This is a genomic window from Phaeobacter sp. BS52 (genome assembly GCF_045040595.1).
GTDB lineage: Bacteria > Pseudomonadota > Alphaproteobacteria > Rhodobacterales > Rhodobacteraceae > Phaeobacter > Phaeobacter piscinae.
This window is the reverse complement of the sequence record NZ_CP090662.1, coordinates 1,707,357-1,731,775: the sequence shown is the minus strand read 5'-3', so window position 1 is coordinate 1,731,775 and position 24,419 is coordinate 1,707,357. Positions and strand designations below refer to the sequence as shown.

Genomic DNA, 24,419 nt, shown 5'->3' with positions numbered 1-24,419 from the left:
CAGATCGGGCGGTGCCATAGGTGCTGCCCCATCTGCCACCGCAGCAACGTCTGTGGTTTGAGCGATGTCTGAGATTGCCTTGGGGAGAAGTGCATCATGAGCGAAAGCGTTGAAATTTTCGAAGTAGGTCCGCGCGACGGGCTACAGAATGAAAAGCGCGACATTCCCGTCGCTGAAAAGATTGCCCTCATCGACCGGCTGACCGATGCCGGGTTCCGTCGGATCGAGGTGGCGAGCTTTGTCTCCCCGAAATGGGTGCCGCAGATGGCGGGGTCGGGAGAGGTGCTCGCGGGGATCCGTCGCAGGTCTGATGTGCGCTATGCTGCGCTGACGCCCAACATGCGGGGCTACGAGGATGCCCTGACCGCAAAGGCGGATGAGATTGCGATTTTTGCCTCCGCCTCCGAAGGTTTCTCCAAGGCCAATATCAACGCGAGCGTGGCAGAATCGATTGAGCGTTTTACGCCAATCATCGAGGCGGCGCGCCATATCGATATGCCGGTCCGGGGCTATATTTCCTGCGTGACTGAGTGTCCCTTTGACGGGCCGACCGACCCGGACGCAGTTGCGGCGCTGGCGGATCGCCTGTTCTCCATGGGCTGCTATGAGATCTCGCTGGGCGATACCATCGGTCAGGCGACACCGGATTCCATAGCGCGCATGTTGCTGGCGGTGCGGGAGCGTGTGCCGGTCACCCGTCTGGCGGGCCATTACCACGACACGGCCGGGCGGGCGATTGACAATATCGATGCGTCTTTGTCACTGGGTGTTCGGGTCTTTGATGCCGCTGTTGGCGGGCTGGGGGGCTGTCCCTATGCACCGGGCGCTGCGGGCAATGTGGCGACCGAGGCGGTGCATGAGCACCTGACGCGTCTGGGCTATGAAACCGGCCTTGATGGGGATGTGCTGACCGATGCCGCAGCTATGGCGCGGGAGATGCGCAGCGACGGCAGCTGAGCCGCGGCGGGCATCTTCTTCATCACACTACAGGCAGCCCGTGGCCTTCGGGCTGTAACATCGACAGGCAGAAAGACCCGATATGTATCAGACCATCACGCTCACGACGGATGAGCGCGGCGTTGCCACGCTGACGCTGAACCGACCGGAAAAACACAATGCGATGTCCGGTGAGATGTTGCAGGAGCTGAAAGCCGCCGCAGCCGAGCTGGCCAAGGATCGCACTGTTCGTGTTGTCGTCCTCACGGGGGCGGGCAAGAGTTTCTGTGCCGGTGGGGATCTGGGCTGGATGCAGGCGCAGATGGAGGCAGATGCCGAAACCCGCGGGCGCGAGGCGCGGGTGCTGGCGGAGATGCTGATGGCCATCAACACCCTGCCGCAGCCGGTGATTGGCGCGATCCAGGGCAATGCCTTTGGCGGCGGCGTCGGTATGGCCTCGGTCTGTGATGTCGCGATCGGCGCGGATCATATCAAGATGGGCCTTACTGAGACCCGGCTTGGCCTGATCCCGGCCACCATCGGCCCCTATGTGGTGGCCCGCATGGGAGAAGCGCGGGCGCGGCGTGTCTTTATGTCGGCGCGGCTGTTTGGCGCTGCGGAAGCGGTGGAGCTGGGGATTCTCGCTCGGGCGGTTCCCGCAGCAGATTTGGGCGCCGCGATCGAGGCGGAAGTGATCCCATATCTCAGCTGTGCGCCCGAAGCGGTGGGTGCGGCTAAGGCGTTGGTCCGTGATTTGGGGCCGAAAATCGACGATGCAGTGATTGACCACACCATCGCCGCATTGGTGGACCGTTGGGAAGGCCGCGAGGCACCTGAGGGGATCGCCGCGTTTTTTGCCAAGGAAAAGCCCAGCTGGCAGCAGTAATTCCGTCAAAAATGTCGGATTTCATTCACCAGGGCGTGCCTTTTGCGAGGCGCGCCTTATCCTATGAAAACAATAGGGTTTACCTGCCGTGATGTTGATCTGCCGCGTCGGTTACAGAAGGTTTATCCATTAACGATGCGTTGGTTGACGGTGAGGGGGCAGGGGAGTAGACACAGCCCCAAGTCAACACGCCAATTGACGGCGCGCAGAAATCCGCGCGCACGGAAAGGAGCCACTCGTGGAAGAGATGTTGCGGGAATACCTCCCGATTCTGGTGTTTCTGGCCGTAGCGGTCGGGCTTGGAATTGTTCTTATTTTGGCGGCAGTTGTGCTGGCCGTCCGCAATCCGGACCCTGAGAAGGTCAGCGCTTACGAATGCGGGTTCAACGCATTCGACGACGCACGGATGAAGTTTGATGTCCGGTTTTACCTGGTGTCGATTCTGTTCATCATTTTTGATCTGGAAATTGCATTCCTGTTTCCCTGGGCCGTCGGCTTCAAGGATATGAGCGATGCTGGTTTCTGGTCGATGATGGTGTTCCTCGCTGTGCTGACCATTGGTTTTGCCTATGAGTGGAAGAAAGGGGCCCTGGAATGGGAGTGATGACCGGAGCCAACACGGCTGGCGTCGACAAGGAAGTCGTCACCCAGGCCCTGAATGCGGAGCTGCAGGACAAAGGGTTTCTGCTGACGTCCGCCGAAGACATCATCAACTGGGCACGCACCGGTTCGCTGCACTGGATGACCTTTGGTCTGGCGTGCTGCGCGGTTGAGATGATGCACACCTCGATGCCGCGCTATGATGCGGAACGTTTCGGCATTGCGCCACGCGCCTCCCCGCGTCAGTCGGATGTGATGATCGTGGCAGGCACGCTGACCAACAAGATGGCCCCCGCCCTGCGCAAGGTCTATGACCAGATGCCCGAGCCGCGCTATGTGATCTCTATGGGGTCCTGCGCCAACGGTGGTGGGTATTATCACTACAGCTATTCTGTGGTGCGTGGCTGTGACCGGGTTGTGCCCGTGGATGTCTATGTGCCCGGCTGCCCGCCCACGGCAGAGGCGCTGCTTTATGGTCTGATGCAATTGCAGCGCAAAATCCGCCGCACCGGCACCCTTGTGCGCTAAGTGGCTTTGGTTGGAGAGACAAAAATGACTGAAGCGCTGAACGAACTCGGCACCCAGATCGCGGCCAAGCGCCCGGATTGCGTTATCGGCTGGGATGTCAGCTTTGATGAGCTGAACGTGGATGTTGCGCCGTCAAATCTGGCGGGATTTGTTGAATTTTTGAAAGCGGACGCGACCTGCAAGTTCTCGTCGCTGGTCGATATCACCGCTGTAGACTACCCGGATCGCCCCAAGCGGTTCGACGTCGTCTACCATTTCCTGTCGATGTATCAAAACCAGCGGATCCGCCTGCGCGTGTCGATCCGCGAGGATGAGATGCTGCCGTCGATCGTTGGCATTCACCCCTCGGCCAATTGGTTTGAGCGGGAGGTGTTCGACATGTTCGGCATCCTGTTCACCGGTCACCCGGATCTGCGCCGCATCCTGACCGACTATGGCTTCCGTGGCTATCCGCTGCGCAAGGATTTCCCGACCACTGGCTACACCGAAGTGCGCTATGACGAGGCGCAGAAACGCGTGGTCTACGAACCGGTGAGCCTGGTGCAGGAATACCGCCAGTTTGACTTCATGAGCCCATGGGAGGGTGCCGAATACATCCTACCCGGCGACGAGAAAGAGGGGGCGAAATGATGGACGGCTCCAAAATGGACGACGCCCTGACCGGCGAACAGAAGATCCGTAACTTCAACATCAACTTCGGCCCGCAACACCCTGCTGCACATGGTGTTTTGCGCTTGGTTCTGGAGCTGGACGGCGAGATCGTTGAGCGCTGCGACCCACATATCGGCCTGCTGCATCGTGGCACCGAGAAGCTGATGGAAAGCCGGACCTACCTGCAGAACCTGCCGTACTTCGACCGCCTTGATTATGTGGCGCCGATGAACCAGGAACATGCCTGGTGTCTGGCCATCGAAAAGCTGACTGGGGTGGAAGTGCCACGTCGCGCGTCGTTGATCCGTGTGCTATATTCTGAGATTGGCCGTATCCTCAACCACCTGCTGAACGTGACGACGCAGGCGATGGACGTTGGCGCGCTGACCCCGCCGCTCTGGGGCTTTGAAGAGCGCGAAAAGCTGATGATCTTCTACGAACGGGCCTGTGGCGCGCGCTTGCACGCGGCGTATTTCCGCCCCGGTGGTGTTCATCAGGACCTGCCAGATGCGCTGATCGACGATATTGAGGCGTGGACCCATACCTTCCCGGCGGTGATGGACGATATCGACGGGCTGTTGACCGAAAACCGGATTTTCAAGCAGCGTAACGCGGATATCGGTGTCGTGACTGAGGAAGATATCCTCAACTACGGCTTTTCTGGCGTCATGGTGCGGGGCTCTGGCCTGGCATGGGATCTGCGTCGTTCGCAGCCTTATGAATGCTATGATGAGTTCGATTTCCAGATCCCGGTCGGCAAGAACGGCGACTGTTATGATCGTTACCTTGTTCGTATGGAAGAGATGCGCCAGTCGCTGTCGATCATCCGTCAGTGTATCGGCAAACTGCGCGAAACTCCCGGCGACATTCTGGCCCGTGGCAAACTGACCCCGCCAAAACGCGGCGACATGAAAACCTCGATGGAGAGCCTGATCCACCACTTCAAGCTCTACACCGAAGGCTTCCACGTCCCCGCTGGCGAAGTTTACGCCGCTGTTGAGGCGCCCAAAGGGGAGTTCGGCGTTTATCTGGTCGCAGATGGCACCAACAAACCCTACCGCGCCAAACTGCGCGCGCCCGGTTTCCTGCATTTGCAGGCCATGGATTATGTGGCCAAGGGCCATCAACTCGCGGACGTCGCTGCCATCATTGGCACCATGGACGTCGTATTTGGAGAGATTGACCGCTAATGCTTCGTCGTCTGCATTCCGAACAACCCGACAGCTTTGACTTCACGTCTGAGAACCAGACATGGGCCGAGGCGCAGATCACCAAATTTCCCGACGGTCGTCAGGCCAGCGCGATCATTCCGCTGCTGTGGCGTGCCCAGGAGCAGGAAGGCTGGCTGACCAAACCTGCAATCGAATGTGTCGCGGACATGCTGGGTATGGCCTATATCCGCGCCCTTGAAGTGGCGTCTTTCTACTTCATGTTTCAGCTGCAACCGACTGGTTCGATTGCACATGTCCAGATCTGCGGGACCACATCTTGCATGATCTGCGGCGCGGAGGATTTGATTGCAGTCTGTCAGGAGAAGATTGCCAATAAACCCTTCACCTTGTCCGCAGATGGCAAGTTCACTTGGGAAGAGGTCGAGTGCCTTGGTGCTTGCACCAACGCACCCATGGCTCAGATCGGCAAGGACTATTACGAAGACTTGACCGCTGAAGGCTTTGCGAAACTGCTCGATGATCTGGCCGCTGGTCAGGTGCCGCTGCCGGGTCCGCAGAACGGACGCTATGCGGCAGAGCCGAAGTCTGGCCTCACCTCGCTCACCGAATATGAGAGCGGGAAGACGCAGTATAATGCCTCCGTCCAGCTGGCGGCTGATATTGGCGATACAGTTAAGCGTATCGACGGGACCGAGGTTCCGATCCTGACGCCTTGGATTGGTAAGGATGGTAAGGTTGCCGGACGCGACAGCGCCGATACCCCGCCGCCTGCGCCGAAAACACCGCTTCCCGCAGTGAAACAGGCAGAGGTTGCCAAGGCGAAACCCGCCGCGCCAAAGAAGGCCGCACCGAAAAAAGCGGGTGTTGGTGAACCGGCCTCTCCTGAGGGGGCCGCGACTGAGGCGGCTGCCGGTGTCGAGGAAAAGCCAGAGACGCTGACTGCAGCTCGCGATAGCGGTGCAGATGATCTGAAGATGTTGAAAGGTGTCGGCCCCAAGCTGGAGCAGACCCTGAACGATCTTGGCTTCTTCCACTTCGACCAGATCGCAGCCTGGACCGACGAGCAGGTCGCCTGGGTCGACAGCCGGTTGAAGTTCAAGGGACGCATCGTCCGCGATGGCTGGATCGAACAGTCCCGGCAGCTTGCGGCAGGTGAGGAAACGGACTTCGCCAAGAAGGCCAAGGCCGACGATCGCTACAAAGACGACTGAAACAAGATAACCGCCGCTGCCCATCGGGGCAGGGGCCAAAATTCAGGACCATATGAGCGTAGAACACGACAAAGCACTGGCAGCAAAGGGGCGGCACATCGCGTTGGTGATTGCCGCAACCATGCTTGGTTGGCTGGCGATGTCACTGTTCATCGGACCCGCACTGGGGCTCGCCGGACGGTACGCTCTGCTGTTTGATTTCGCAGCCCTTGCAGGCTTCATCTATGCAGCGGTCAACATTTTTCAACTCTGGCGCATGCGCCAGGACAGCCAAAGGTAGGCAGACATGCTGAAGGACCAGGACCGGATCTTTACCAACCTTTACGGGATGCATGAGCGCACATTGGCGGGCGCAAAACAGCGGGGCCATTGGGATGGCACTGCGGGCATCATCGAAAAAGGGCGGGACTGGATCATCCAGAACATGAAGGATTCCGGCCTGCGCGGACGCGGTGGTGCGGGCTTCCCGACCGGCCTGAAATGGTCTTTCATGCCGAAGGAGAGCGACGGTCGCCCCTCCTATCTGGTCATCAACGCCGATGAATCGGAGCCGGGCACCTGTAAAGATCGCGAGATCATGCGTCATGATCCGCATACGCTGATCGAGGGCGCGCTGATCGCCTCCTTCGCGATGAATGCGCATACCTGCTACATCTACCTGCGCGGCGAATACATCCGTGAGCGCGAGGCGCTGCAGGCCGCGATTGACGAATGTTATGACCAGGGTCTGCTGGGGCGCAATGCCGCCGGATCCGGCTGGGATTTCGACGTCTTTCTGCACCACGGCGCGGGCGCTTACATCTGTGGCGAAGAAACTGCCCTGATCGAAAGCCTCGAAGGCAAGAAGGGCATGCCGCGTATGAAGCCGCCGTTTCCGGCGGGTGCCGGTCTTTATGGCTGCCCGACCACGGTGAACAATGTGGAATCCATCGCCGTTGTGCCGACCATTCTGCGCCGTGGCCCGGATTGGTTTGCAGGCTTTGGCCGTCAGAACAACGCGGGCACCAAACTCTTTGCCATTTCTGGCCACGTCAACAACCCCTGTGTTGTGGAGGAGGCCATGAGCATTTCCTTTGAGGAGCTGATCGAGAAGCATTGCGGCGGCATTCGCGGCGGCTGGGACAACTTGCTGGCGGTCATCCCCGGTGGATCCTCTGTTCCCTGCGTACGCGGCGAGAAGATGAAAGACGCCATCATGGACTTTGACTATCTGCGCGGCGAACTGGGCTCCGGCCTTGGCACCGCAGCAGTCATCGTGATGGACAAACAGACCGACATCATCAAGGCGATCTGGCGTCTGTCCAAGTTCTACAAACACGAGAGCTGCGGTCAGTGTACGCCCTGCCGTGAAGGCACCGGCTGGATGATGCGTGTGATGGATCGTCTGGTGAAGGGCGAGGCCGAGCTGGAAGAGATTGACATGCTGTGGGATGTGACCAAGCAGGTTGAGGGCCACACCATCTGTGCGCTTGGTGATGCGGCAGCTTGGCCAATCCAGGGTCTGATCCGCAACTTCCGCGAGGAAATTGAGGACCGCATCAAGGCACAGAAGTCCGGGCGCATGGGCGCCATGGCGGCTGAATAAGGTCCGGGGGAGCAGTTGATGATCACGAGTGTGAGCAAAACCATGGCTGTGCTGGCCCTCTGCGGCGGGGTACTGGCGGGGTGTGACGGGATCGTCAACGACCGTCCAACCTATGCAGGCGTTCCGTTCAAGGCGAAGTCCAAGCCGGTGAACAAGAAAGAGACGCTGGCGGTGTTTACCACCGCGGTATCAAAGGCGCCGCGTTCGCTTGAGGGCGCGCGGCTGGCTGCGCATCACGAAGGCACCCGCTACTGCATCGAGAATTTCGGATCCTCGCGTATCGCGTGGCAGGTGAACCCGCTTGATACGGATGTCGCGGTCCCATTGGATGGCGACACGGCGGTCTATGGTGGAACCTGCACCCCGTGAGCATGACGCCTGCATATCCTGTGGCTGCGCATGATGCGCCAGCGGCGGTGTTATTGCATAACGCCGCTGTCTGCGCGCGTGCTGAACGCTTTCCCACCAAGGAGCGTTCAACCATGCGAACCCTGATTGCAACCTGTGCCACCTGCCTGATGTTACTGCCTTCTATGGCGGCAGCGAAGCCATCTCTGCGCGACGTGCAAGAGATTGAAGACCCGCTATTTGCGGTCGCGCTGGCGAAGGAAGTGTCGGACCACTGCGACAGCATATCTGCGCGTTATTTCAAGGGGCTGACAGAGCTGCGTCGCCTGCGCGCGCGCGCCAATGCCCTCGGCTATACGGATAGTGAAATCCGCGCCTATATCGGCTCGGACACGGAAAAAGCCCGGATGCGGGCCAAGGGAGAACGCTTCCTGGCTCAAAACGGGGTCTCTTATGAGAAAACGGAAACATTCTGTGCGTTTGGTCGTGCGGAAATCAAGAAAAACAGCGCGATCGGCGTTTTATTGAGGGCGAAATAGACCATGTCTGACCTCCGCAAGATCAACATTGACGGAACCGAGATTGAGGTGGATGGGGCAATGACCCTGATCCAGGCCTGTGAAGAGGCCGGGGTGGAAATTCCCCGGTTCTGCTATCACGAACGCCTGTCCATCGCTCGGCAATTGCCGCATGTGCCTGGTTGAGGTTGTTGGCGGCCCGCCGAAACCCGCCGCGTCCTGCGCCATGCAGGTCCGCGATCTGCGCCCCGGCCCTGAGGGGCAGGCACCGCAGGTGAAGACCAATTCGCCCATGGTGAAAAAGGCGCGCGAAGGCGTGATGGAGTTCCTGCTGATCAACCACCCGCTGGATTGCCCGATCTGCGATCAGGGCGGTGAGTGTGATCTTCAGGATCAGGCGATGGCCTATGGCGTGGACTTCTCACGCTTCCGCGAAGCCAAGCGCGCGGTTGATGATCTGGATCTGGGGCCGCTGGTCGGCACCGCAATGACCCGCTGCATCTCCTGCACCCGCTGCGTCCGCTTCACCACCGAGGTGGCAGGCATCACCCAGATGGGCCAGACCGGCCGGGGTGAGGACAGCGAGATCACCTCCTATCTGAACGAGACGTTGGATTCTGAACCTGCAAGGCAACATCATTGATCTTTGCCCGGTTGGGGCGCTGACGTCGAAACCCTACGCCTTCACCGCGCGTCCGTGGGAACTGACCAAGACCGAGACCATCGACGTGATGGACGCGCTTGGCTCCAACATCCGCGTGGATACCAAGGGCCGCGAAGTGATGCGGATCCTGCCGCGCAACCATGATGGCGTGAACGAAGAATGGATCAGCGACAAGACCCGCTTTGTCTGGGACGGGCTGCGCCGCCAGCGCCTTGATCGTCCTTACGTGCGTGTTGATGGCAAGTTGAAGCCCGCCACCTGGCCGGAAGCGCTGGAGGCGGCTGCCACAGCGATGAAGGGCAAGAAAATCGCCGGTCTGATCGGGGATCTGGTCCCGGTTGAGGCGGCGTTTGCTCTGAAGCAGCTGGTCGAAGGGCAGGGCGGCAAAGTGGAATGTCGGACCGACAAGGCCCGTTTGCCCATCGGCAACCGCGCGGCCTATGTTGGCACTGCAACCATCGAAGACATCGACAGCGCCAAGGCGATCATGCTGATCGGTACCGACCCGCGCAACGAGGCACCGGTGCTGAACGCGCGCCTGCGCAAAGCCTGGATCAATGGCGCCAACATCGGCCTGATCGGCCAGCCGGTCGATCTCACCTATGACTATGCGCATCTCGGCACCGACCGTGCAGCGCTTGAGGCGCTGCTCAATGGCGAGACCGAAGGTGCGCTTGGCAAGGAGACGCTGGTTATTGTGGGACAGGGTGCCCTGCGTGAGGCCGACGGTCTGGCGGTGCTGGCGCACGCGCAGAAATATGCGGCGCTGACCGAAAGCAAGCTGATGGTGCTGCACACCGCTGCGGCCCGTGTTGGCGCAATGGATGTGAATGCCGTCACCGAAGGCGGCGTCGAAGCGGCCATTGACGGGGCTGAGGTGATTTACAACCTGGGCGCGGATGAGGTCGAAATCGATGCGGGCACGACGGTGATCTACCAGGGCTCGCACGGGGATCGCGGAGCGCATCGCGCTGACATCATCCTTCCCGGGGCTGCCTATACCGAAGAAAACGGCCTGTTCGTGAACACCGAGGGCCGCCCGCAACTGGCTATGCGCGCGAGCTTTGCGCCGGGTGAGGCGAAGGAAAACTGGGCGATCCTGCGGGCGCTGAGCGCAGAATTGGACGCCAAGCTTCCCTATGACTCACTGGCACAACTGCGCACCGCGCTGGTCGCAGAGGTGCCGCATCTGGCCCGCATCGACGACGTGGCGGACAACGAGGGTCCGGCGCTTGAGGTCGAGGCGATGGGCAAGGCGGCGTTCCTGTCGGCGGTCAAGGATTTCTATCTGACCAACCCGATTGCGCGGTCGTCGCAGCTGATGGCGGAACTGTCGGCGGGTGCAAAGGCGCGCGGCGCTGAGAAGATCGCTGCGGAGTGATCCGGGCGGGCATCATATCGCCCTTGCTGCTGGCGGCCTGCGTGCAGGTCCCACAGACATCGCAGGCGCCGTTCACCCCCGATTACCAAGGGGTGGAAACGCGGCTGTTGGACGGCGATCTGGTGCAGTTCCACGTTGCCATGACCGGTGCCAGAAACAGCGCCGATCTGGATAATTATGCTGAATGCGCAGCGGCGCAATATGCGCTGATCCGCGGTTATGGATTTGCACGTCACGTGCGCACAAAAATGAAACAAGAGGGTGGCGTTCAGACGGCAGATGCTGTCTACACCATCTCGCCTTCCCTCCCGCGCGGACTGCGCACCATCGACGCTGAAGTCGTGGTCGCGGATTGCGAGGCTAACGGAATACCCACGGTGTGAGGACCTATGGCTGAATTCTTTAACACCCCAGGCGGCATTGCTGTACTGATCCTGGCGCAAGTGCTTGCAGTTGTTGCCTTTGTCATGATTTCGCTTCTGTTCCTCGTTTACGGGGACCGCAAGATCTGGGCGGCTGTCCAGATGCGCAGGGGCCCCAATGTTGTGGGCGTTTACGGCCTGCTGCAATCGGTGGCGGACGCGCTCAAATATGTGGTTAAGGAAGTCGTGATCCCGGCTGGTTCCGACCGGGCGGTCTTCATTCTGGCACCACTGACCAGTTTTGTTCTGGCGATGATCGCCTGGGCGGTGATCCCTTTCAACGACGGGTGGGTGCTCTCGGATATCAACGTCGCTATTCTTTATGTTTTCGCGGTGTCCTCGCTTGAGGTTTATGGCGTGATCATGGGCGGCTGGGCGTCGAACTCCAAATATCCGTTCCTCGGCTCGCTGCGCTCTGCAGCGCAGATGATCTCTTACGAGGTTTCCATTGGGCTGATCATCGTTGGTGTCATCATCTCCACCGGCAGCATGAACTTTGGCGACATCGTACGCGCACAGGACGGTGATCTGGGGCTGCTGAACTGGTACTGGATCCCGCATTTCCCGATGGTGTTCTTGTTCTTCATCTCGGCACTTGCGGAAACCAACCGCCCGCCGTTCGACCTGCCGGAAGCGGAATCTGAACTGGTTGCGGGCTATCAGGTGGAATACTCGGCGACGCCCTTCCTTCTGTTCATGGCCGGAGAATATATCGCCATCTTCCTGATGTGCGCGCTGACCTCGCTGCTGTTCTTTGGCGGTTGGCTGTCCCCGATCCCGGGCTTGCCCGATGGTGTGCTGTGGATGGTTGCCAAGATGGCGTTCTTCTTCTTCCTCTTCGCAATGGTAAAGGCGATCACCCCCCGCTACCGCTACGATCAGCTGATGCGCCTGGGTTGGAAAGTGTTCCTGCCGTTCTCGCTGGCGTGGGTGGTCTTCGTATCCTTTGCTGCAAAATTTGACTGGTTCTGGGGCATCTTCGCTCGCTGGACCGTGGGAGGCTAACTGATGGCGAACATCGACTACACCCGCGCCGCCAAATACTTCCTGCTGCAGGATTTCTGGGTCGGCTTCAAACTGGGGCTGAAGTATTTCTTTGCCCCCAAGGCAACCCTGAACTACCCGCATGAGAAGGGCCCGCTGTCGCCCCGCTTCCGCGGTGAGCATGCGCTGCGCCGCTACCCCAACGGCGAGGAGCGCTGCATTGCCTGCAAACTGTGCGAGGCGGTCTGCCCGGCACAGGCGATCACCATCGACGCGGAACCGCGCGAGGACGGCAGCCGCCGCACCACGCGCTATGACATCGACATGACCAAATGCATCTACTGCGGTTTCTGTCAGGAAGCCTGCCCGGTGGATGCCATTGTCGAAGGTCCGAATTTCGAGTTCGCCACCGAAACCCGCGAAGAGCTGTTCTACGACAAGGACAAGCTGCTTTCGAATGGCGAACGCTGGGAAGCTGAGATTGCACGCAACCTCGAACTGGATGCGCCCTACCGATGAGCGAAGCCAAAAACCCATTTGAGGCTATGATGGCCCAGGCACAGGACATGGCCAAAGCCCTGAACCCCGCGTTGGAGAGCTTCTCTCCCACCGGCGCGTTCAAGGAGTTTGAGGCGCTGTGGCCGACGATGCCGAAGGACGTCATGGAAATGATGTTCGGCAATACAGTCAATAAGGGCGGTCTGGATGCCAAAACCCGTCTGTTGCTGACGCTGGCCGGGCTGACAATGCAGGGCGCACAGGCAGATTCAGCCGTGCGCCAGACCGTGCGCCACGCCCTTGAGGCGGGCGCGAAGAAACAAGAGATCGTTGAAACGATCGGACAGATGTCGGTGTTTGCCGGCATCCCGGCCATGACCCGCGCGCTGGAGCTGGCGCAAGACGTCATGGACGCCAAAGGGGACGATGAAACATGAGCGTTTTTGCCTTTTACCTCTTTGCCATCAGCGCCATCACCGGCGGGCTGTTCACGGTGATCAGCCGTCAGCCGGTGCATTCGGTGCTGTGGCTGATCCTGGCTTTCATTTCCTCAGCCGGGCTGTTCGTCCTGCTGGGGGCTGAATTTGTTGCCATGCTGCTGATCATCGTCTATGTGGGCGCGGTTGCGGTGCTGTTCCTCTTTGTGGTGATGATGCTGGATGTGGACTTTGCCGAGCTGAAGGCCGAGATGGCGCGTTACATGCCGCTGGCGCTGCTCATCGGTCTGGTCATCCTGATGCAGTTCGTGATGGCCTTTGGCGTTTGGGAGAGCGCACCGGCGGCCGCCACGCAGCTGGCTCAGCCGATCCCCGCCGACCAACATAACACCGAGGCGCTTGGCCTCATCATCTATGATCAATACTTCCTTCTGTTCCAACTCTCCGGCCTGATCCTGTTGGTAGCGATGATCGGCGCCATTGTGCTGACGCTGCGCCATCGTCAGGACGTGAAACGTCAGGACATCGTCGCGCAGATGATGCGTGACCCGGCGACTGCGATGGAACTCAAGGATGTGAAACCGGGGCAGGGGCTTTGAGACAATGATCACACTCGAGCATTATCTAACCGTCGCGGCGACGCTGTTCGTCATCGGCATCTTCGGGCTCTTCCTGAACCGCAAGAACGTCATCATTCTCCTGATGAGCATCGAACTGATGCTCTTGGCGGTGAATATCAATCTCGTGGCCTTCTCGTCGTTCCTCGGCGATCTGGTCGGGCAGGTGTTCACGCTGTTTGTGCTGACCGTGGCCGCCGCTGAGGCCGCGATTGGCCTGGCGATCCTGGTTTGCTTCTTCCGCAACCGCGGCACCATTGCCGTGGAAGACATCAACGTGATGAAGGGCTAAAGCGTCATGGAAACCATCCTTCTCTTTGCCCCTCTGGTCGGGGCCATCATCTGTGGCTTTGGCTGGAAATTCATCGGTGAGACCGCAGCGACGTGGACCGCAACCGGGCTTTTGTTCCTGTCGGCGCTTCTGTCGTGGATCATCTTCCTTACTTTTGACCCGTCTGCGCATGAAAACGGCTATTACACCGTCGAAATCCTGCGCTGGATCGAAAGCGGGTCGTTGTCGACCTCCTGGGCGATCCGTCTGGACCGGCTCACCGCGATCATGCTGATCGTGATCACCACAGTGTCCTCGCTGGTTCACCTCTATTCGTTCGGCTACATGGCCCATGATCCGCAGTGGAAAGACGGCGAGAGCTACAAGCCGCGCTTCTTTGCGTATCTGTCGTTCTTTACCTTTGCGATGCTGATGCTGGTGACCTCTGACAATCTGGTCCAGATGTTCTTCGGCTGGGAAGGCGTGGGCGTTGCCTCCTACCTGCTGATCGGCTTCTACTACCGCAAGCCCTCAGCCAACGCGGCAGCGATGAAAGCGTTCATCGTCAACCGTGTGGGTGACTTTGGCTTTTCGCTTGGTATCTTTGCACTGTTCTTCCTGACCGACAGCATCAACTTCGATGATATCTTCACAGCGGTGCCACAGCTGGCTGAAACCCAGCTGAGCTTTCTGTGGGGCGAATGGAATGCCGCGAACCTGATTGCCATCCTGCTGTTCATCGGTGCGATGGGTAAATCGGCACAGTTGATCCTGCACACATGGCTGCCGGACGCGATGGAAGGGCCGACCCCGGTGTCGGCCCTGATCCACGCCGCAACCATGGTTACTGCGGGTGTCTTCCTCGTTTGCCGGATGTCGCCGCTGATGGAAGTGGCGCCTCAGGCGACGACGTTCATCACCGTGCTGGGTGCGACCACGGCGTTCTTCGCGGCAACGGTTGGTCTGGTTCAGACCGATATCAAGCGTGTGATTGCCTATTCGACCTGTTCTCAGCTGGGCTATATGTTCGTCGCCGCAGGTGTTGGCATGTATTCGGCTGCAATGTTCCACCTGTTCACACACGCCTTCTTCAAGGCGATGCTGTTCCTTGGCGCGGGCTCCGTGATCCACGCGATGCACCACGAGCAGGACATGATGAACTATGGCGGCCTGCGTAAGAAAATCCCCTATACCTTCTGGGCGATGATGATCGGCACGCTGGCCATCACCGGTGTTGGTATTCCGCTAACCCATTTCGGCTTTGCTGGTTTCCTGTCGAAGGACGCCATCATCGAAAGCGCATATGCCGGTGGATCCTCCTACGGGTTCTGGCTGCTGGTGGCGGCTGCCGCGATGACCTCTTTCTACAGCTGGCGTCTGATTTTCCTGACCTTCTACGGCAAGCCACGTGGCGACAAGCACACGCATGATCACGCGCATGAAAGCCCGATGGTCATGCTGATCCCGCTGGGTGTTCTGGCGCTTGGTGCGGTGTTCTCCGGTATGATCTGGTACAGCAGCTTCTTTGGCCACACCGATAAGGTCGGCAAATTCTATGGCATCCCCTATGCGGAAGCTTCGGCTGAGGGCCACGGTGATGCTGATGGGGACGATACGCATGGTGCAGACAGCCATGGCGAAGCCAAGGATGATCACGGTGAAGCGGCCACGGGCGAGCATCACTATGTGTTCACCGGCAAGCCGGGTGAGGGCGCGCTGTACGTCGGCCCCGAGAACACCGTGCTGGACGACGCCCACGCTGCCCCGAAATGGGTCAAGGTGTCGCCGTTCATCGCGATGCTGCTTGGCCTTGGTCTTGCGATCCTGTTCTACATCGTGAACCCAAGCCTGCCTGGCCGTCTCGCCAAGCAACAGCAGCCTTTGTATCTGTTCCTCAAGAACAAGTGGTACTTCGATGAGCTTTATGATGCGATTTTTGTCAAACCAGCGCTGATGATCGGCCGCTTCTTCTGGAAGCGCGGGGACGGCAAGACCATTGACGGTGCCCTGAACGGTATCGCCATGGGCATCATTCCCTTCTTCACCCGCCTCGCCGGTCGCGCACAGTCGGGTTACATCTTCACTTATGCTTTCTGGATGGTGCTGGGCATTGCTGCTCTGGTTACCTGGATGTCGATCGGCGGAGGAACGCACTGATGGACAATCTCCTTTCTATCGTCACCTTTATCCCGGCGCTTGCGGCGGCCATTCTGGCCCTGTTCCTGCGCGGCGAGGATGAGGCGGCGCAGCGCAACGCCAAATCTGTTGCGCTTTTTGCCACCACGATCACCTTCCTGGTCAGCCTTGGCATTTATTTTCAGTTCGACCCTTCCAACACGGGCTTTCAGTTCGTCGAAGAGGCGGAGTGGATTTTTGGCCTGAAATACAAGATGGGCGTGGATGGCATTTCGGTGCTCTTCGTGATGCTCACCACATTTGTGATGCCACTGACCATTCTGGCCAGCTGGGGCGTCAGCACGCGTGTGAAGGAATATATGATCGCCTTCCTAATGCTGGAGACGCTGATGCTTGGCGTCTTCATGGCGCTGGATCTGGTGCTGTTCTACCTGTTCTTCGAGGCAGGCCTGATCCCGATGTTCCTGATCATTGGGATCTGGGGTGGAAAAGAACGGATCTACGCTTCGTTCAAATTCTTCCTCTATACCTTCTTCGGCTCGGTGCTGATGCTGGTGGCGATGGTCGCGATGTATGCAGATGCAGGCACCACGGATATTGCGCAGCTGCTGACGCATAGCTTCTCTGCGGGCAGCTTTGATCTTCTGGGCATCCATGTTGTTGGCGGTATGCAGACCCTGCTGTTCCTGGCCTTCTTTGCATCGTTCGCGGTAAAAATGCCGATGTGGCCCGTCCACACCTGGCTGCCGGATGCGCACGTTCAGGCGCCGACGGCTGGCTCTGTTGTCCTGGCGGCGATCCTGCTGAAGATGGGCGGTTATGGCTTCCTGCGCTTCAGTCTGCCGATGTTCCCGGTTGGCGCCGATGTAATGACCGACGTGATCCTGTGGATGTCCGCCATCGCGGTGGTCTACACCTCACTTGTGGCGCTGGTGCAGTCGGATATGAAAAAGCTGATCGCTTATTCCTCCGTAGCGCATATGGGTTTTGTGACGATGGGGATCTTTGCCGCGAACCAGCAGGGTATTGACGGCGCGATCTTCCAGATGCTGAGCCACGGCTTCATCTCGGCGGCGCTGTTCCTTTGTGTTGGCGTGATCTATGACCGGATGCACACCCGTGACATCGACGCCTACGGTGGGCTTGTCATCCGTATGCCTGCCTATGCGCTGGTCTTCATGTTCTTTACTATGGGCAATGTCGGCCTGCCGGGCACGTCTGGCTTTATCGGTGAATTCCTGACCCTGATGGGGACCTTCCAGAAAAATACCTGGGTGGCAGCCGTTGCTGCGACCGGCGTCATCTTCTCGGCGGGATATGCGCTGTGGCTGTATCGCCGCGTGGTATTTGGCGACCTCATCAAAGGCAGCCTCAAAACCATCAAGGATATGACTGCGCGTGAACGGTTTATCTTTGCACCGCTTGTCGTGATGACCATCCTGCTGGGCGTCTATCCGGCAGTTGTCACCGATATCATCAGCCCGTCGACCGAGGCGCTGATTGCTAACTTCAACCAATCTCTGGCCGCTGCGGATCTGTCCCCGGCGACCCAGATGGCTTCGCACTAAGGGGGCGTGGGCGATGATCCCAGCTGATCTCACCGTTATCCTGCCAGAGATTGTTCTGGCGCTCAGCGCAATGGCGGCGCTCCTCGTGGGTGTCTACACGGGCAAGGACAAACTGGCCCCGGCTCTGATCTGGCTGATGGCCGGTCTGATGTCGGCGCTGGCGATCTGGATCGGGACAGGCGCGTCTGGTAGCCGCGAGGCGTTCAACGGCATGTTCGTCGATGACGGGTTCGCCCGCTTCGCCAAGGTCGCCATTCTGCTATCGGCGTCGGCGGTTCTGGTTATGGGCCAGGATTACATGTCGCGCCGGGGCATGCTTCGGTTTGAATATCCCATTCTTGTCGCGCTCAGCGCGGTGGGCATGATGGTGATGGTCTCCGTGCAGCAACCTGATGTCGCTTTACATGGGCCTCGAACTGCAGTCGCTGGCGCTCTATGTCGTGGCATCGCTGCGTCGTGACAGCGTGAAATCGACCGAAGCTGGCCTGAAGTATTTCGTGCTTGGCGCGCTGTCCTCCGGTTTGCTTCTGTATGGCGCGTCGTTGGTCTATGGCTTTGCCGGTACGACCGATTTTGCGGGCATCTACGCCGTCGCCAAGCACGGCGACGTGTCTGTCGGCCTGCTGTTTGGTCTGGTCTTCCTGATCTCCGGCATGGCATTCAAAGTCTCGGCAGTGCCGTTCCACATGTGGACCCCGGACGTCTACGAAGGTGCGCCGACACCGGTCACAGCCTTCTTCGCCTCGGCGCCGAAGGTCGCGGCAATGGGTCTGTTTGCGCGCGTGCTGCATGATGCCTTTGGCCATGCGGTGCAGGACTGGAGCCAGGTCATTGCGCTGCTGTCGCTGCTTTCCATGTTTGTCGGCGCTGTTGCCGCGATTGGTCAGCGCGATATCAAACGTCTGATGGCCTATTCCTCCATTGCCCATATGGGCTACGCGTTGATGGGTCTTGCAGCAGGTACGGCCTATGGTGTGCAGGCGTTGCTGGTCTATATGGCGATTTACGTCTCCATGAACATCGGCACCTTTGCCTTCATCCTGATGATGGAGAAAGACGGCAAGCCAATCACCGATATCCGCGCGCTGAACCTCTATTCCCGTCGTGAGCCGGGCAAGGCGCTGGCCATGCTGATCCTGTTGTTCTCGCTGGCAGGCGTGCCGCCGATGCTGGGGTTCTTCGGCAAGCTATACGTGCTGAACGCGGCCTATCAGGCCAGCCTTGCGTGGCTGGCGGTTGCTGGTGTGATTGCCTCTGTCATCGGGGCCTTCTACTACCTGCGCATCGTCTACTACATGTACTTCGGTGAAGAGGGCGAGGAGTTGGAGACCAACCGTTCGCCAATCCTCTGGGGGTTCCTGATGGCGTCGGCTGCGGTGATGCTTCTGGGTATTATCAACATGTTCGGCATCGAGGGTGCAGCGGCATCAGCGGCTGCCACGCTGGTCAACTGACCGCTCTGACACAGAACACACAAAGGCCTGGTCTGCGGACCGGGCCTTTTTGCCTTGAAGGGACAGGATCATGAGTGAGTGGCCAGAGGGATACGGGCGCAGCCTGCTAGAGGAGGTGGACAGCACCTTGGATGAGGCCGCGCGCCGCGCGCCTACGCTGACCGGCCCGGAATGGATCATGGCCAAGCGCCAGACCAAGGGGCGCGGTCGCAGAGGGCGGGCCTGGAAGGAACCGAAGGGCAATTTTGCAGCAACCCTGGTGATGCGGCCGGATGGCGCGCCGGAGCAGGTGGCGCTGCGCAGCTTCGTGGCGGCCCTTGCCTTGCATGAGGCTTGCGTCGCACTCTGCGGGGAGACCGCGGGACTGGCGCTGAAATGGCCCAATGATGTGCTTTTGAACGGTGGTAAGCTGGCGGGCATTCTTCTGGAGAGCGCAGGGGTCGCAGGCGGCGTCACTCATCTGTCGATTGGGATCGGGGTCAATCTGATTGAGACGCCGATGCAGGAATGGCTGGAGCCGGGCGCGGTCTGGCCGGTGTCACTGCTGTCGGAGACGGGTATCCACATCACGCCTGAGGATTTCCTGACTGAGCTGGCGGCCGCCTATGCCCGCTGCGAACAGCAGTTTGTCACCTATGGCTTCGAACCGATCCGCACCGCCTGGCTGGCCCGTGCAGCCCGTCTGGGTGAGGTGATCATCGCGCGAACCTCTAATTCTGAAACCGAGGGCACGTTTGAGACGGTGGACGGCAGCGGTAACCTTGTCCTCAAGACCGCCAAGGGCCGCGTCAGCATCCCTGCGGCGGATATCTTTTTCTAGGAAGAGGAGCAGGGCAGGTCATGCTTCTGGCAGTTGATTGCGGCAATACCAACACGGTGTTTTCAATCTGGGACGGGGAGAATTTCATCGGTACCTGGCGGACTGCCACCGATTGGCGGCGCACGGCGGATCAGTATTATGTCTGGCTCAACACGCTGATGCGGTTGCAGGGGATCGAGGCAGATATCACCGATATGATCATCTCCTCCACGGTGCCACGTGTGGTGTTCAACCTGCGGGTTCTGGCGGATCGCTACTACAACACGCGCCCCCTTGTGGTCGGCAAGCCGGATTGCCTTCTGCCGGTTTCGGTGCGGGTGGATCAGGGAACGAATGTGGGCCCCGATCGTTTGGTCAATACGGTTTCCGGGTTTGATCAATATGGTGGCAATCTGATCGTGGTCGATTTTGGCACAGCAACAACCTTTGATGTGGTGGCCGAGGATGGCGCCTATATCGGCGGGGTCATTGCGCCGGGCGTGAATCTCAGCCTTGAGGCGCTGCATCAGGCCGCCGCCGCCTTGCCCCATGTGGATATCTCCAAACCCCAGTCCGTCATCGGCACCAATACGGTTGCATGTATGCAGTCAGGTGTGTTCTGGGGGTACGTAGGACTGGTGCGTGAAATCTGCGCCCGCATCAAGGCGGAGCGTGACGTGCCGATGAAAGTAATCTCGACAGGCGGGCTGGCGCCTTTGTTCCAGCAGACAGCCGATCTGTTTGACGCATTTGAGGATGATCTCACGATGCACGGGCTACAGATCATACACAGATACAACAAGGATAACGGTCTCGAGGATGAGCACTGAACGTTTAATCTACCTGCCCCTGGGTGGGGCGGGCGAAATTGGCATGAACGCCTATATCTACGGCTACGGCAAACCGGGCAAGGAACGCCTGATCCTGGTGGATCTGGGCGTCACCTTCCCGGATATGGACAGCAGCCCCGGCGTCGATCTGATCATGCCGGACATCCGCTGGTTGAAAGAGCGAGCCGACCAGCTGGAAGGGGTGTTCATCACCCACGCGCATGAGGACCACATCGGCGCCGTCGCGCATCTTTACCGCGATCTGAACGTGCCGATCTATGCCCGTGCCTTCACCGCCAATCTGGCGCGCCGCAAGATGGACGAGGCTGGTCTCGACAGTGAAGAGGTGAAAACCGTTTCTGCGTGGCCCGAGGTGACAAAACTTGGTCCCTTCACCGTCGGCGTCGCTCCGATCTCGCATTCCATCCCGGAAAGTGGCGGTCTGGTGATCGATACACCTGCGGGCCGTATCGTCCACACCGGCGATTTCAAAACTGACTCGACTCCCATCGTGGGCGAAGCCTTCGACCCGGAAATGTGGGCGGAGATCGCCAAGGATGGCGTCAAGGCGCTGGTCTGCGATTCCACGAATGTGTTTTCGCTGAACCCCGGTCGGTCCGAGGTCGAAGTCGGCCCCGAGATCACCCGTCTGGTGGGCGAGGCTGAGGGCATGGTTGTTGCAACCACATTTGCCTCTAACGTGGCGCGGGTAAAAACCCTGGCGGAGGCAGGCCATGCCGCGGGCCGTTCCGTTGTCCTTCTTGGCCGGGCGATGCAGCGCATGGTGGAGGCCGCGACCGAAACAGGCGTTCTGAAGAACTTCCCAAAGGTGGTCAGCGTTGAGGCGGCGCAGGAGCTGCCGCGCGAAAACCTGATGTTGGTGGTGACCGGCAGCCAGGGGGAACGCCGCGCGGCGTCTGCCCAATTGGCACGCGGCAAATATCGCGGCGTTGAGGTGAAGGAGGGCGATCTGTTCCTGTTCTCCTCCAAGACAATCCCTGGCAACGAACGCGGTGTCATTCGCATCATCAACCAGTTCTCCGAAAAAGGCGTGGATGTGGTGGATGACAGCTCCGGTCTTTATCATGTATCCGGCCATGCCAACCGTCCCGATCTGGAACGGATGCATGACATCATCAAGCCGCAGATGCTGATCCCTATGCATGGCGAACACCGCCATCTGCGCCAGCACGCCCGTCTGGGCGAGGCGAAGGGTATCGCCAGCGCTGTGGCCGTGAACGGCATGATGATGGATCTGACAGGTGACGCGCCGAAGGTGGTGGATTACGTCGACACCGGGCGCACCTATCTGGATGGGTCGGTCAAATATGGCGCGCTGGATGGCGTTGTCCGCGACCGGATCCGCATGGCGCTCAACGGTCATGTGGTCGTCACTGTCATCTTGGATGAAGAAGACGAACCACTCGGCGAACCCTGGTGCGATATCAAGGGGCTTGCGGAAACCGGTCGATCCAATGCCGCGCTGGTTGAGGTAATGGAAGAGGATCTGAACCAGTTTATCATGCGTGCCGGTGCGAAGACCCTGCGCGATGATGACAAGCTGGAAGAGAACCTTCGCCGTGTCGCCCGCCAGACCGCGCAGAATGAGATCGGCAAGAAACCCGAGGTGACCGTTGTGGTCAGCCGGATGCGCTGAGCCAGACCGTTTTGATCTAATTTAAGGGTTCGCCGCACCTGATGTGGCGGGCCTTTTTTGATCCGTTGTTTCGGTCATATGCCCATAGTTGATGGGCTGTAACGAAAAAGCCCCGGCAGCGTGCCGGGGCTTTCATCTGTGGTAGGGGATTGACCTTACCGTCTGCTCTCAGCTGCCTGCGCGCAGGCGTCGGATCAGGCGTGACGGGGGCGCGAAATCAGCGCGGCCAACTTCCCCGGCAGGCTGGCCATGCCCCGGCCAAGGCTGCGCAGGAAAGCGGCCATTGCCTCGGCACGCAGCTCATGCGCGCGGGCTTCGATGGCGCGGATTTCGTCGGCGGTCACGGTTGGAAACTCCAGATTGTTCATGGCAGGCCTCTTGGGTGTCTTATGTCTTGTTGACCCTCAGATAGGCTTTTCGGGGTCGGGCGACATCCGCAAAAATGGGCAATCCCGCCATGCTGCAAGTGCAAAGCTCAGAGGCGTTTGGCCGACAACTGGCGCATGGCTCCCGTTGGTCCGGTGACCCGGCACAATGAAAAAGGGCCGCCCCCAGGAGGCAGCCCTGATGATTTTAGCCATCACCGAGGATATTACCCGGCGCGGCGCTCGGCAAAGCTGAGGGCGATAAAGCTGGGCATGTGGTCGCCCATGCCAACCACATTGCGATCATTGCCCCGGTCGTTGCCGCCACGGCCACGACCGGATTTCTGGTTGCCCTTCTGCCCGGATTTCTGCCCGGAGGATTTGTTCTCGGCCGATTTGCCACGGCCAGACGCGCGCTTTTCCTGCTCAGGGGCCTTCTGCTCCTGTGCTGTTGAATCGACCTCAGCGGTCGCAGCATCATTTGCCTGCTGGGCGTCTGCCGCCTCGTTCACATCCTTGGCAGCGGAGCTGCGGGAAGAAGAGCGGCGGCTGCGGGTCTTGCGCTCAGGCGCCTCGCCGCTTGCATCGTCCTTGCTGTCTTTCGCCTTTGGCTCGGCCTTGGCTTTCTTCAGCGGGTTCTCGATGCGCGGGATCTCGTTCTGGACCAGACGTTCGATGTCTTCGAGGTTCTTTTCGTCCTTGGGCACGCAGATCATCATCGCGGTGCCGTCACGCCCGGCACGGCCAGTCCGACCGATGCGATGGACATAGTCCTCTGCATGGCTTGGAACGTCGAAGTTGAACACATGGCTAACACTGGGCACATCAAGGCCGCGCGCCGCCACATCGGAGGCGACCAGGAACCGCAAAGAACCTTCGCGGAACCCGTCCAGAGTCTTGGTGCGCTGGCTCTGATCCAGATCGCCATGAATCGGCGCGGCATCATAGCCGTATTTTTTCAGCGATTTCGCAACGATATCGACATCCGTCTTACGGTTGCAGAAGATGATCGCATTCGTGCATTTCTCGCCTTCCTGATCAATCAGGTGGCGCAGCAACTTGCGTTTCTCGCTGCCCTCACGGTCCCGGCGGGAGGCTTTGAACAGCACCACGCCTTGGGTGATGTTCTCAGACGTCGTTGCCTGACGCGCCACTTCCACGCGCTCTGGGGCAGATAGGAACGTATTGGTGATCCGCTCAATCTCTGGCGCCATCGTGGCGGAGAAGAACAGTGTCTGACGGGTAAAGGGAGTCAGGCCGAAGATGCGTTCGATATCGGGAATGAACCCCATGTCGAGCATCCGGTCGGCTTCGTCCACCACCATCACCTTGACGTCGGAGAGGATCAGCTTGCCACGCTCGAAATGGTCGAGCAGACGACCGGGGGTAGCGATCAGCACGTCCACCCCTTTGTCGATCAGCGTGTCCTGCTCCTTGAACGAAACACCGCCAATCAGCAGCGCCTTCGTCAGTTTCAAGTGTTTCGTGTAGGTGTCGAAATTCTCCGCCACCTGTGCTGCCAGCTCGCGCGTGGGGCAGAGCACCAGGCTGCGCGGCATGCGTGCCCGGGCGCGACCGCGCGCCAGCAGGGTAATCATCGGCAGGGTGAAAGAGGCTGTCTTGCCGGTGCCGGTCTGTGCAATCCCCAGCACATCGCGCCCCTCCAAAGCAGGAGGAATGGCCCCTGCCTGAATAGGGGTAGGGGATCTGTAACCCGCTTCCTCAATCGCTTTGAGAACTTTGGGGTTCAGGTTCAGATCTGAAAATTTTGTCATATGCGTCCGTTTTTGCGGACACTGACCTGGCCCGCGCGTGTATGTCAGGGCCGATTCCGCATGGTCTTGCGTCCTGTCTTGATCGGCTTGCGGCGGGGCATAGCAAAATCCGCTGCAATCGTCAAA

General features: G+C 59.5%; 24 protein-coding genes and 2 pseudogenes. 24 read left to right on the top strand and 2 right to left on the bottom strand.

All coding sequences use genetic code 11. The features are described from left to right. Positions 1-96 precede the first annotated feature (96 nt). The 24 genes and pseudogenes from L0Z65_RS08445 to L0Z65_RS08330 all read left to right on the top strand — a co-directional run bounded on the left by L0Z65_RS08445 (position 97) and on the right by L0Z65_RS08330 (position 22,153). Positions 97-957 carry a hydroxymethylglutaryl-CoA lyase gene (locus tag L0Z65_RS08445; RefSeq protein ID WP_405112336.1) on the top strand — a complete coding sequence of 287 codons (861 nt, stop codon included), beginning with the start codon at positions 97-99 and terminating at the stop codon, positions 955-957. Positions 958-1,039: 82 nt separating this feature from the next. After that, on the top strand, positions 1,040-1,822 hold the full coding sequence (locus L0Z65_RS08440; RefSeq protein ID WP_405112333.1) for a crotonase/enoyl-CoA hydratase family protein: 783 nt from the start codon (positions 1,040-1,042) through the stop codon (positions 1,820-1,822). A 238-nt stretch (positions 1,823-2,060) separates the two neighbouring features. Then, a complete protein-coding gene (locus L0Z65_RS08435; RefSeq protein ID WP_014874151.1) occupies positions 2,061-2,426 on the top strand; it encodes an NADH-quinone oxidoreductase subunit A in 366 nt (121 codons plus the stop codon). After that, on the top strand, positions 2,417-2,950 hold the full coding sequence (locus L0Z65_RS08430; RefSeq protein WP_014874152.1) for an NADH-quinone oxidoreductase subunit B family protein: 534 nt from the start codon (positions 2,417-2,419) through the stop codon (positions 2,948-2,950). The genes L0Z65_RS08435 and L0Z65_RS08430 overlap by 10 nt, the downstream gene beginning before the upstream one ends. Before the next feature lie 24 nt (positions 2,951-2,974). Continuing rightward, entirely contained in the window at positions 2,975-3,580 is a 606-nt protein-coding gene (locus L0Z65_RS08425; RefSeq protein WP_014879588.1) for an NADH-quinone oxidoreductase subunit C, read from the top strand. Beyond that, entirely contained in the window at positions 3,580-4,791 is a 1,212-nt protein-coding gene (locus L0Z65_RS08420) for an NADH-quinone oxidoreductase subunit D (protein ID WP_040172804.1), read from the top strand. Before L0Z65_RS08425 ends, L0Z65_RS08420 begins: the two co-directional genes overlap by 1 nt. After that, a complete protein-coding gene (locus tag L0Z65_RS08415) occupies positions 4,791-5,984 on the top strand; it encodes an NADH-quinone oxidoreductase subunit E (RefSeq protein WP_405112329.1) in 1,194 nt (397 codons plus the stop codon). The genes L0Z65_RS08420 and L0Z65_RS08415 overlap by 1 nt, the downstream gene beginning before the upstream one ends. A 52-nt stretch (positions 5,985-6,036) precedes the next feature. Further along, on the top strand, positions 6,037-6,264 hold the full coding sequence (locus L0Z65_RS08410) for a DUF5337 domain-containing protein (protein ID WP_014874156.1): 228 nt from the start codon (positions 6,037-6,039) through the stop codon (positions 6,262-6,264). 6 nt (positions 6,265-6,270) lie between these two features. Beyond that, entirely contained in the window at positions 6,271-7,569 is a 1,299-nt protein-coding gene (gene nuoF / locus L0Z65_RS08405) for an NADH-quinone oxidoreductase subunit NuoF (protein WP_040172812.1), read from the top strand. Between the two features lie 18 nt (positions 7,570-7,587). Then, positions 7,588-7,938 carry a hypothetical protein gene (locus L0Z65_RS08400; RefSeq protein WP_405112325.1) on the top strand — a complete coding sequence of 117 codons (351 nt, stop codon included), beginning with the start codon at positions 7,588-7,590 and terminating at the stop codon, positions 7,936-7,938. 113 nt (positions 7,939-8,051) lie between these two features. Continuing rightward, positions 8,052-8,456 (top strand): DUF5333 domain-containing protein, encoded by a 405-nt coding sequence (locus L0Z65_RS08395; RefSeq protein ID WP_040178022.1) that lies wholly within the window; start codon positions 8,052-8,054, stop codon positions 8,454-8,456. Between the two features lie 3 nt (positions 8,457-8,459). Further along, positions 8,460-10,480 (top strand): annotated as a pseudogene (nuoG, locus tag L0Z65_RS08390) (NADH-quinone oxidoreductase subunit NuoG). Beyond that, positions 10,477-10,863: a hypothetical protein gene (locus L0Z65_RS08385; RefSeq protein WP_405112322.1), complete on the top strand. Its 387-nt coding sequence runs from the start codon at positions 10,477-10,479 to the stop codon at positions 10,861-10,863. Before nuoG ends, L0Z65_RS08385 begins: the two are co-directional and overlap by 4 nt. A gap of 6 nt (positions 10,864-10,869) precedes the next feature. Further along, complete coding sequence (nuoH, locus tag L0Z65_RS08380) at positions 10,870-11,907, top strand: NADH-quinone oxidoreductase subunit NuoH (RefSeq protein ID WP_096870972.1); 1,038 nt, start codon at positions 10,870-10,872, stop codon at positions 11,905-11,907. A gap of 3 nt (positions 11,908-11,910) precedes the next feature. Further along, positions 11,911-12,405, top strand: a complete 495-nt coding sequence (nuoI, locus tag L0Z65_RS08375; RefSeq protein WP_014879596.1) for an NADH-quinone oxidoreductase subunit NuoI — start codon at positions 11,911-11,913, stop codon at positions 12,403-12,405. Further along, positions 12,402-12,821, top strand: a complete 420-nt coding sequence (locus tag L0Z65_RS08370) for a carboxymuconolactone decarboxylase family protein (RefSeq protein ID WP_405112318.1) — start codon at positions 12,402-12,404, stop codon at positions 12,819-12,821. The genes nuoI and L0Z65_RS08370 overlap by 4 nt, the downstream gene beginning before the upstream one ends. Further along, positions 12,818-13,420, top strand: coding sequence for an NADH-quinone oxidoreductase subunit J (locus L0Z65_RS08365; RefSeq protein ID WP_096870973.1), 603 nt, complete (start codon positions 12,818-12,820; stop codon positions 13,418-13,420). Before L0Z65_RS08370 ends, L0Z65_RS08365 begins: the two co-directional genes overlap by 4 nt. Positions 13,421-13,424: 4 nt before the next feature. Next, the gene (gene nuoK / locus L0Z65_RS08360; RefSeq protein ID WP_014874166.1) at positions 13,425-13,730 is read left to right on the top strand and encodes an NADH-quinone oxidoreductase subunit NuoK; all 306 of its coding nucleotides are present in this window, start codon (positions 13,425-13,427) and stop codon (positions 13,728-13,730) included. A gap of 6 nt (positions 13,731-13,736) precedes the next feature. After that, a complete protein-coding gene (gene nuoL, locus L0Z65_RS08355) occupies positions 13,737-15,866 on the top strand; it encodes an NADH-quinone oxidoreductase subunit L (protein WP_096870974.1) in 2,130 nt (709 codons plus the stop codon). After that, the gene (locus L0Z65_RS08350) at positions 15,866-17,413 is read left to right on the top strand and encodes an NADH-quinone oxidoreductase subunit M (RefSeq protein ID WP_096870975.1); all 1,548 of its coding nucleotides are present in this window, start codon (positions 15,866-15,868) and stop codon (positions 17,411-17,413) included. Before nuoL ends, L0Z65_RS08350 begins: the two co-directional genes overlap by 1 nt. 13 nt (positions 17,414-17,426) lie before the next feature. Next, a pseudogene (nuoN, locus tag L0Z65_RS08345) lies at positions 17,427-18,867 on the top strand (NADH-quinone oxidoreductase subunit NuoN). A 70-nt stretch (positions 18,868-18,937) separates the two neighbouring features. After that, complete coding sequence (locus tag L0Z65_RS08340; RefSeq protein WP_405112313.1) at positions 18,938-19,687, top strand: biotin--[acetyl-CoA-carboxylase] ligase; 750 nt, start codon at positions 18,938-18,940, stop codon at positions 19,685-19,687. Positions 19,688-19,707: 20 nt separating this feature from the next. Continuing rightward, positions 19,708-20,496, top strand: a complete 789-nt coding sequence (locus tag L0Z65_RS08335) for a type III pantothenate kinase (RefSeq protein WP_096870978.1) — start codon at positions 19,708-19,710, stop codon at positions 20,494-20,496. Continuing rightward, positions 20,486-22,153, top strand: a complete 1,668-nt coding sequence (locus tag L0Z65_RS08330) for a ribonuclease J (RefSeq protein WP_405112309.1) — start codon at positions 20,486-20,488, stop codon at positions 22,151-22,153. The genes L0Z65_RS08335 and L0Z65_RS08330 overlap by 11 nt, the downstream gene beginning before the upstream one ends. 194 nt (positions 22,154-22,347) lie before the next feature. Here the strand turns inward: L0Z65_RS08330 and L0Z65_RS08325 are convergent, their stop codons facing one another. Both L0Z65_RS08325 and L0Z65_RS08320 read right to left on the bottom strand, forming a co-directional pair. After that, the gene (locus L0Z65_RS08325; RefSeq protein ID WP_405112306.1) at positions 22,348-22,521 is read right to left on the bottom strand and encodes an RSP_7527 family protein; all 174 of its coding nucleotides are present in this window, start codon (positions 22,519-22,521) and stop codon (positions 22,348-22,350) included. 224 nt (positions 22,522-22,745) lie between these two features. After that, positions 22,746-24,293, bottom strand: a complete 1,548-nt coding sequence (locus tag L0Z65_RS08320) for a DEAD/DEAH box helicase (RefSeq protein WP_405112303.1) — start codon at positions 24,291-24,293, stop codon at positions 22,746-22,748. Positions 24,294-24,419 lie beyond the last annotated feature (126 nt).